Raw genomic sequence first — 7,542 nt, forward strand, 5'->3', positions numbered from 1 at the left:
CAAACCATTGTTTATCGGTTACACGATAGGACGGCTGTAAGCGGTTTGAAGCAGTTTCGTCGGGCCCAAAAATACGGAACGAATCACGGTTCTTGTTAATTACTTCGGCCGTAAAATCGCCTAACACACGTGTTGCCTCTACGGCACCGCAGCCATGGCCACCTTTTTCTACATCAACAGCAAAGTCTTTTGCATCTGGAAGATCAAGGTTATGGCGAAGCTTACCACCATTTGCGTTGGGGTTAGCACCAAGTCTTAAATCGCCTTGAGGCATAGCCGCAACAACATCACTCTTAATTGCACCGTTTTCGTCAAAAAGCTCTTCAGGTTTATAGGATTTCATCCAATTTTTCAAAACCTCAAAGTGAGCTTCGGTATCACGAGCAGATGCTAAAGGCACCTGATGAGCGCGCCAAGAACCCTCGGTCTTTTTACCGTCTATATAAGCTGGGCATGTCCATCCTTTAGGAGTGCGGAACACGATCATAGGATACGCAGGACGAGCCTCTTCGCCTGCTTGAGCGCGAGTCTTAATATTGCAAATTTCATCGAATACCGTCTCAAGAAGGGCCGCAAAACGACGGTGAATAGACGAATGATCTTCATCATCAAAACCAGCTGTAAACACATAGGGGTGATATCCCATACCACGGAAGAATTCATCGCGTTCTTCGCCACTAATACGCGACAAAATTGATGGGTTAGCAATTTTATAGCCGTTAAGATGTAAAATTGGCAACACAATACCGTCGGTTAGTGGATCAAGGAACTTGTTGGTTTGCCAGCTTGTTGCCAAAGGACCGGTTTCTGATTCGCCATCGCCTACTACAGCTACAGCCAATAGCGATGGATTGTCCAAAACAGCACCATACGCGTGTGACAATACATAACCAAGCTCTCCACCCTCATGAATAGAACCAGGTGTTTCGGGCGCATAGTGCGAAGGAATACCTCCTGGATATGAGAATTGACGGAAGAACTTTTGCAAGCCTGCTTCGTCTTTTGTAATGCGCGGATAGGTTTCGGTGTATGTTCCGTCCAAAAGTGACTGCGCGGTACCAGCAGGTCCGCCGTGACCTGGTCCCATTAAGAAAACCGTATTTTGGTTGTGGTCGTGAATAAGACGATTAACGTGACCAAACAAAAAGTTTAAGCCTGGCGTAGTTCCCCAGTGGCCTACCAAACGATATTTAATATCGTCACGATTAAAATCACCCTTCATCAAAGGGTTGCTGCGTAAATAAATTTGTCCAATAGACAAGTAATTAGCACAACGCCAATACTTATCAACAGCTTCAAGTTCTTCTTCAGATACAGACTTCCCGAGTTTATGCCACGGTGTACCCAATACCGGTTGACCCATATTGTCCTCCTTATACTTTTTTACACATCTAACTCTAAGTGATAAAACGTTTTACTAGTTGAAAGTTGCGCGGTTTTTATCGATTTACACAATCCATTCATAATAGATTTATTCATAATAAAAGGTGCCAAAACACTCTGGCACCTTTTATTTGCATATCCTCAACTACCACAATATTGCAGTGAAAAACTAGCAGAACAACCTACAATGCACAAGGTACTAATGAGCGTCGCCAGGTTGTCCGTAATATGCATGAGCACCGTGTTTTCTAAAATAGTGCTTATCAAGATAATACTGAGGAATCGGCTCAAAAGGCTGCTCGCCTGCACTTGGACGCACACGACCCATAAGATCTTCGGTGCGCTCAGCCATATCACAAACGGTTTCGATAACCTTACCCACCTCAACAGATTTCATAGGAGTGTTTCCCCATGAAAATGTTCCATGATTACGCACAAGAACGCCTGGTGTAGCAACAGGATCGATATTACGAGTCCTAAAGGTTTCTACAATGACCTTGCCCGTGTTTTCTTCGTATGCTTCTTCAACCTCTTGTTGAGTTAAATCGCGCGTACACGGAATAGGGCCGTAAAAATTATCTGCATGCGTTGTTCCATATACCGGCACGTCACGCCCTGCCTGCGCCCATGCAGCGCCCTGAACGCTATGTGTGTGCGTAATAGCGTTGATTTGAGGGAACTCTCTAAAGAGTACAACGTCTGTTGGTAAATCAGACGAAGGACGAAGACTGTGCTCGCCCAAAACATTGCCGTCCAATGTTGTTACTACCATATCGGAAGGCTTCATAGTTTCGTAAGGTACACCACTAGGTTTAATGACAATAACGCCTAAATCGCGATTAACCTCAGCAACATTTCCCCAGGTAAGCGTAACTAATCCCAGCTCTGGCAAGCGACAATTTGCCGCGCAAACGCGCTCGCACATAGCTTCAACTTCGCGACAATGAAGCAACTGTTCGCTATTAAAACTCATAGCCTGCCTCCTTGAAGATCGGCAAAGTATAGGCAAGTGCTTTCTTGATTTCAGCCTCGGGATCATCGGAGGTTTCGCTCCACATCTCAAGCATAAAGGTTCCGTTATATCCCAGGCGCTTTAAGGTCTTAAAGCAGCCCAAAAAGTCTACTTGACCCTCACCAAAGGGAACGTTTTTGAATTTGCCCTTAAAGGTATCGGTTACATTAAGCGTATCTTTTACGTGAAGAGCTGCGATTTCATCGATACCTAATTCAAGTTCGGCTTCAACATCGTTTTCAGGCCACGCGTTCAAATTTCCAAGGTCGGGGTATACCTGCAACCACGGAGAATGTATCTGCTTTTTAATTTTGTTGAACTTGGTAACCGAATTAATGAACGGATCGTCCATAATTTCGATCGAAAGCATCACTTGCTTTTCAGCAGCCATTGCAACAGCCTTTTGCAGGTTTTCCATAAAGTAAGCACGCGATGTAAGCGTCTTTGGCTCATAGTACACATCATATCCAGCAAGCTGAATATTACGTATGCCCAAATCAGAGGCCAAGTCTATGGCTTTTTTCATAATTTGTAAACCTTGGCTACGAACCTCAGGATCGCTTGAACCAAACGGAAAACGACGATGACCACTTAAACACATGGAATAAACCTTAAGGCCAACTTCGTATTCAGCATCGATAAGCTCTTTGCGCTCTTGCTTTGTCCAATCAAGACGAGCCAAGCGCTCGTCAGTCTCGTCTACTGACATTTCTACAAAATTAAAGCCAAGTTTTTTTGCAAGTAAAAGACGATCTTTCCAAGAAACATTCTTAGGCAAAGCCTTCTCATAAATGCCTAAATGTGCCATATTGCACGTCCAATCTCTTCATGACTCATTATGAGCGTATGGGTTATTAGCCCCAAATTTCTTTAATCTTGTTTTGGAAGTCTACAGCAGCCTGACGAGGATCTGGAGCCTGCGTAATACCACGGCCTGCAATAAAGGTGTATACAGGAATGCCGCGGAACAGCTCAAGTGTGTTGACATTCAAACCACCAGTTACCGATACCTTAAAGCCCATGTCACAAAGTTTTTTAATCTTGGTAAGGTCTTTTTCGCCCCAAGTTTGACCAGCAAGTAAAGCATCGCGGCTTTGATGGTATACTGCCTGCTCAATTCCCGTATCAAGCCAGCCTTGTGCCTGCTCAAATGTCCAGTCACCATACAGTTCTACCTGAACAGCGTCAACCTCTTTAGCGGCTGCAGCCATGGTAGGAAGTGTTGCACAACAAATGCATGTCATAAAGTTGGCACCACCGTCGTGAACATTTTTAGCAACAGTTCCACCTGCGTCAGCACATTTAGGATCAGCAACAATCAGTTTGTTAGGATACATTGATCTAAAGCATTTGATAGCTTTTTGACCTTCTTGAAGAATAAGGATGGTTCCCACTTCCAAAATGTCTACTACGTCTCCAACTGCTTTAATGTCTGCCAATGCGCTTGGTAAATCATTGTGATCGCACGCTATCTGAAGCATAGGTAATGCCATAATTTACTCCTTTTGAGATTTCTTAATTTCTTGGTGTTAATTAAAGATTTTTGCTCTTAAGATCGCTTTCTTCGATGCGCTGTTTGCACTCGGGAACGCTCATAACATTGCGAACACCAATAACGGTAACGCCTTGTTTAGCAGCGTCGTCAAACATGTTTACAAAGTTAAGTGGTGTGAAAACAACGTCGTAACTTTTAGCGGTGCTTTTACCCTCGGCAATAGAGGTGTGATTGCTTGCGGTAACCTTGTATCCTAAAGCGGTAAGAGCCTTAGTAGCCGTTTGCAAAAGCATTAAAGAAGTTCCAGAACCATTAGCACAAGAAACCAAAACACGCATGATATCCTCCTAAAATAAACAGTGCGCGTATCAAACGCAATTCAAACAAAAGCGCGTGCTCAGGTGCTCAACAAACACCCTATGAGCACGCACTTAAATCAACACATACAAAGTAAAGACGCTAAAGCTTATGCCTTTTTGAATTCTGCTTTGTATTTTTCGTAATCCTCTACCTGCATAAAGTAACCCTTGGGGTTAGCGCGGTATTGAAGTTGTGGGATAGCAAGCAGAACAACGATAACAATTGCAATACCAACGAATGGAAGGTATTTCATAACGAGGGTTGCAACTGGCCATACCGTTGCCCAGTCGAGCATACCAAGGTATCCACCGTATGCAGCCAAACCAATCCAGCTTGCGAACAGCGCTGAACCCAAAACTTGAACAACACCAGAAATGAAAGGCAAAACAAGTGCGGCTTTGTAACCACCACGGTTATTGGCAAATACACCAATAGCAGCGTTATCAAAGAAGACTGGAATAAAGCCTGCGATAACAATGGTTGGTGACTGGCAAACAATAAGAAGGGCAATGGTAATAAATTGTCCTACAGCACCAGCCAAGAAGCCGATAGTTGCAGCGTTTGGTGAACCAAATGCAAAGGTTGCTGCAATATCGATACCAGGAACGGCACCTGGAAGAATGGTATTAGAGATACCTTGGAAGCTCTCGGTAAGCTCGCCCACGAAGGTACGAACACCAAGTTGTAAGATTGCCAGATAAACAGCAAAGTACAAGCTGGTTTGAAGAATGTAGAAGAAGAAGTCATCTTCAGGTTTAAGTGCTTTAAGCGCCACAAGGTAATCCTTGCCTAAAACAGCCAAAATGATACCGAAGAACAAAAGCATCAAGATAGAAGTTGAAACCATGTTCTCGTTGAAGATTGAAAGCCAACCAGGAAGCTCAACATCTTCCATACGCTTAGGCTCTTTACCATCTTTAGGCTTAAAGAGTTCTGCAACTTTAGCAAAGAACGTTAAACCAAACATCTGTTGGTGAGCAACAGCAAAGCCACCACCATCAGTTAAGTCTTGGCAAATACCAATGGTAAGGTTTGAACCTACAGCCCAGTACAGACCCAAGATAACTGACATGATTGCCAAGATTTCCCAGCGACCCATAAATGGATAGCAGAACAAAATAATCCAGAACGCAGTAGATGCTTGCTGAACTTGTACGTGACCTGTGGTAAAGATAGCACGAAGTTTAGTAAGTTTGTTAAAGCGGACAACAATGATGTTGATAATAAATGCGAATAACAAAAGCAACATAACGTCGCCGAACATACGACCAAATGTTTCTTCAACACCTGCGGTTACTGCATTTTGACCAAAGTATGGGTCGATAACCATTGCGCTTAAGTTAAAACGGTCTCTCAAACCAACCAAAATAGGACGGAAGTTTTTGACCAAGCCGCCTGAACCTACACACAAAATCAAGTATCCACATGTTGCCTTTAAAAAGCCTGCTAAGCATTCATACCAGGGCTTTTTAAGCAGGATATAACCGATCAGTACGATAAAACCAATCATAAACTGCGGTTGGGTAAGAATATTTTTAGCAAAGAACGACCAACATGCTAATAAAATTCCTGCAATATCCATTGTGCCTCCTTTGTCTTAAACGACGTATATACTCCTTTGCACCACTTGTGCAATTACCACCAATGTTTAAACTACAAAAGCTTTTTGTAGTCTTCTAAAGAATGAGTAGCTTTAAGTTGCTCAACCTTTTCTTCGTCCATCAAAAGATCCATAAGACGCTGAATGTTTTTAAGATGCTCATCAGAGTCTTTTGCAGCAAGCGTAAAGAACAATTGTGCCTGCGGCTCCTCTTTTGTGGCGGGATCATAAAACGTAACAGGAGCTTCAAACTTAGTAAATGCGATTCCTGTTCCCAAAACTCCCGGAGCAGTTGCAAGCGCGTGAGGCATTGCAATGCCAGGAACTATAACAATATAAGGGCCGTTGTCTACAACGTTTTGAACAATAGTGTCAACATAGGTTGGCTCAATCATATGGTTGTCAAGCAAAGGCTTGCAGCTCATACGAATAGCTTCTTTCCAGTCTTGAGGCTGTTTTTCGGCGTAGTAGACAAGATTGTTATCATAAAAATATTTAAGCATTTCACACTCACATCCGGTTGAAGTTCACGGTACGGCTCATCTTATAAGAATGCGTCATATGGAAGATCAGTCTCATAATCAAACGCATCGTGGAAACCACGGTCATACATGTACTCCATGTGATCAGTGTCGCCAGGATAGTCATAACGACCGCCAACTTGCCATACAAATGGCTTAAATTTGTACTGCATACGATCTTTACGATATTTCCAAAGCATAAGAATTTCTTTAGGATCGGCCATAAAGTTGGTCCAAATGTCGTAGTGCGTAGGAATAATAACCTTAGTCTGAAGAGCTTCTCCAACCTTAAGAACATCAGAGGAGGTTAATTTATCGGTAATACCAATTGGGTTCTCGCCATATGCAACGCAGGCAATATCAATCTTGTTTTCTTTACCGTGCTTTACGTACATATTGGAGTAGTGAGAGTCACCTGCGTGGTAAACGTTACCACCGTCAGTTTTAACAAGGTAGTTAAGAGCAAGTTGATTCATATCGCGAACAGGCTTACCTTTAAGAGACTCATTAGGATCGTCTACGGTAAGCAACATGGTACGGTCAAACGACTCAAGAGCCTTTACCTCAACGTCTTTAACTTTAACGCTTTCATTTGGGTGAAGAACAACAATGCGCTCTGCAGGAACTCCCCATGCAATCCATTTGTCGGCAACATCTTGTGGACCTACAAAGGTAGCATTAGGGCAATTACGTGTTACAACAGCAGCGGTTGTTTGATCAAGATGGTCTGAATGTGAGTGCGTTACACATAAAACATCGATATCACGAACTGCAAATGGATCAATAACAAACGGTTGATTACGACGATTGGGTTGTAAGTTGCGCACACCGCTCATGCGCATCATTTGATGGCCTTTTTTCATATGACCAGAACCAATGGTTTGTTTTCCTGTTTGGTTCCACATATCAATGACAACATTAGTGCCGTGATCTGATTTGATCCAGATACCCATGTTGCCTAACCACCACATAGACAGTGTTTTTTCTGGAACTTTAGCCTGAGCTATCTCCTCGGTAAGCCACGTTCCCCACTCGGGAAACGTCTTATTGAGCCACGAATCTCTCGTAATCTCATCGATAGCACTCATATGCATTCCTTTCTCTTGATGAAATTAGCTTAATTATATGAACGTTTAAATATGCAGACAATGTGTTTTTATGATTGTTTAAC

Annotated in this window: 8 protein-coding genes; all 8 read right to left on the minus strand. The window is 43.0% G+C overall.

All coding sequences use genetic code 11. The features are described 5' to 3' along the window. The coding region (locus tag AC5GD6_RS05805; protein ID WP_491846441.1) for a phosphoketolase family protein at positions 1-1,363 on the minus strand (1,363 nt) is incomplete at its 3' end. A gap of 219 nt (positions 1,364-1,582) precedes the next feature. After that, positions 1,583-2,356 carry an L-ribulose-5-phosphate 4-epimerase AraD gene (araD, locus tag AC5GD6_RS05810; RefSeq protein ID WP_048597194.1) on the minus strand — a complete coding sequence of 258 codons (774 nt, stop codon included), beginning with the start codon at positions 2,354-2,356 and terminating at the stop codon, positions 1,583-1,585. Continuing rightward, on the minus strand, positions 2,346-3,203 hold the full coding sequence (locus AC5GD6_RS05815) for an L-ribulose-5-phosphate 3-epimerase (RefSeq protein WP_048597195.1): 858 nt from the start codon (positions 3,201-3,203) through the stop codon (positions 2,346-2,348). Before AC5GD6_RS05815 ends, araD begins: the two co-directional genes overlap by 11 nt. Positions 3,204-3,249: 46 nt before the next feature. Beyond that, complete coding sequence (locus AC5GD6_RS05820) at positions 3,250-3,888, minus strand: 3-keto-L-gulonate-6-phosphate decarboxylase UlaD (protein WP_006302304.1); 639 nt, start codon at positions 3,886-3,888, stop codon at positions 3,250-3,252. Positions 3,889-3,928: 40 nt separating this feature from the next. Beyond that, positions 3,929-4,228 (minus strand): PTS sugar transporter subunit IIB, encoded by a 300-nt coding sequence (locus AC5GD6_RS05825; protein ID WP_006302303.1) that lies wholly within the window; start codon positions 4,226-4,228, stop codon positions 3,929-3,931. Positions 4,229-4,356: 128 nt separating this feature from the next. After that, positions 4,357-5,832: a PTS ascorbate transporter subunit IIC gene (ulaA, locus tag AC5GD6_RS05830; RefSeq protein ID WP_311438870.1), complete on the minus strand. Its 1,476-nt coding sequence runs from the start codon at positions 5,830-5,832 to the stop codon at positions 4,357-4,359. Positions 5,833-5,903: 71 nt separating this feature from the next. Beyond that, complete coding sequence (locus tag AC5GD6_RS05835; RefSeq protein ID WP_048597197.1) at positions 5,904-6,353, minus strand: PTS sugar transporter subunit IIA; 450 nt, start codon at positions 6,351-6,353, stop codon at positions 5,904-5,906. A 41-nt stretch (positions 6,354-6,394) separates the two neighbouring features. Beyond that, the gene (gene ulaG / locus AC5GD6_RS05840; protein ID WP_006302299.1) at positions 6,395-7,459 is read right to left on the minus strand and encodes an L-ascorbate 6-phosphate lactonase; all 1,065 of its coding nucleotides are present in this window, start codon (positions 7,457-7,459) and stop codon (positions 6,395-6,397) included. Positions 7,460-7,542 lie beyond the last annotated feature (83 nt).

This window comes from Fannyhessea sp. (genome assembly GCF_986145555.1).

Excerpts from the sequence above, each read along its gene's own strand:
- araD (WP_048597194.1), bottom strand. The coding sequence starts at position 2,356 with ATGAGTTTTAATAGCGAACAGTTGCTTCATTGTCGCGAAGTTGAAGCT.
- AC5GD6_RS05815 (WP_048597195.1), bottom strand. The coding sequence starts at position 3,203 with ATGGCACATTTAGGCATTTATGAGAAGGCTTTGCCTAAGAATGTTTCT.
- AC5GD6_RS05820 (WP_006302304.1), bottom strand. The coding sequence starts at position 3,888 with ATGGCATTACCTATGCTTCAGATAGCGTGCGATCACAATGATTTACCA.
- AC5GD6_RS05825 (WP_006302303.1), bottom strand. The coding sequence starts at position 4,228 with ATGCGTGTTTTGGTTTCTTGTGCTAATGGTTCTGGAACTTCTTTAATG.
- ulaA (WP_311438870.1), bottom strand. The coding sequence starts at position 5,832 with ATGGATATTGCAGGAATTTTATTAGCATGTTGGTCGTTCTTTGCTAAA.
- AC5GD6_RS05835 (WP_048597197.1), bottom strand. The coding sequence starts at position 6,353 with ATGCTTAAATATTTTTATGATAACAATCTTGTCTACTACGCCGAAAAA.
- ulaG (WP_006302299.1), bottom strand. The coding sequence starts at position 7,459 with ATGAGTGCTATCGATGAGATTACGAGAGATTCGTGGCTCAATAAGACG.